Origin of the sequence: Streptococcus suis, assembly GCF_019794555.1 — a bacterium.
In the GTDB taxonomy this organism is placed as follows: Bacteria; Bacillota; Bacilli; order Lactobacillales; family Streptococcaceae; genus Streptococcus; species Streptococcus suis_AB.
The window spans coordinates 1-1116 of sequence record NZ_JAIMEP010000066.1 but is presented as its reverse complement, the minus strand read 5'-3'; the positions used below and the strand labels follow the sequence as shown (position 1 = coordinate 1116).

At 42.2% G+C, this 1116-nt stretch carries 1 protein-coding gene; it reads right to left on the bottom strand.

The genetic code is table 11. From position 1 onward, the window contains the following. Positions 1–1026: group II intron reverse transcriptase/maturase (gene ltrA, locus K6V48_RS11615; RefSeq protein WP_222369857.1), on the bottom strand; the 1026-nt coding region annotated here is incomplete at its 3' end. Between the last annotated feature and the right edge of the window lie 90 nt (positions 1027–1116).

The following is a 1116-nucleotide window of genomic DNA, read 5'->3' as shown; positions in this document are numbered from 1 at the left end:
TTCATCAATGCTTTCCATGACTGATTTCATGTTCGTCATAGAAAAGTAGTTTATCCAACCTCGGATGACCCAGTTTAGTCGCTCAATTCGGCTGTCTAAGTCAATACTCCACTTACGGGCCGTTAGTTTCTTGAGTTTTCTCTTGAAACTCTGTACGCTATCCTGATGCGGACGACTTTTCCAGCCCTCAGATGATTTCCAGAACCCAAATCCTAGGTACTTTAATTTGCTCGGTCTCACAATCTTGGTCTTGGTCATGTTGACTTTCAAACCTAATCGTTTTTCAATATAACGACTAATTGAATGCATCACACGTTTAGCCGCCGCCTCACTACCGACTGTGATGACGCAGTCATCTGCGTAGCGAACGAAGCGAAGTCCACGATTTTCCAACTCTTTATCTAGCTCATTAAGCATGATATTGGACAGGAGCGGTGATAGGTTTCCTCCCTGTGGAGTTCCAACTAGTGTTTTATACCGTTGTCCGTTGATGACTACACCTGAATGAAGGTACTTACGAATTAAAGATTCTGTATCTCCATCTTGGATAATGTTATGAACAAGCGACATCAGTCTATCTTGAGGAACGGTATCAAAGAACTTCTCCAGGTCTATGTCTACTATCCACTCATAACCGTCATTAAGGTATTCTAATAACTGGATAATAGCTTGTTCGCATGATCGATTGGGTCTGAATCCGTAACTCCTCTCAGAGAAATAGGGTTCACAAATAGGACTAATGACTTGGACAATAGCTTGTTGTATCATTCTATCCATGACCGTTGGGATACCTAACTGACGGACTCCGCCGTTAGGTTTGGGAATTTCAACTCGTAAAACTGGCTGAGGTTTGTACTTCCTCTGCTTTATGAGTTCTTTAGTTGAACGCCAGTGTTTGCGGAGATAGTCATCTATTTCGTCAATGGTTACGCCATCAATTCCAGCAGAACCTTTATTAGCTCTAACTTGATTGTAGGCTTCAAGCATATTGGACCGAGATAGGATATTATCTAGTAACTGTGACATGTGCGTATTCCTTTCTTGTTTCGGTGTCTGAGGGACGTCTTATATTGGTGAACTTTCCTCTAGTCAATACGTGACCGCACCCAGTTCTAT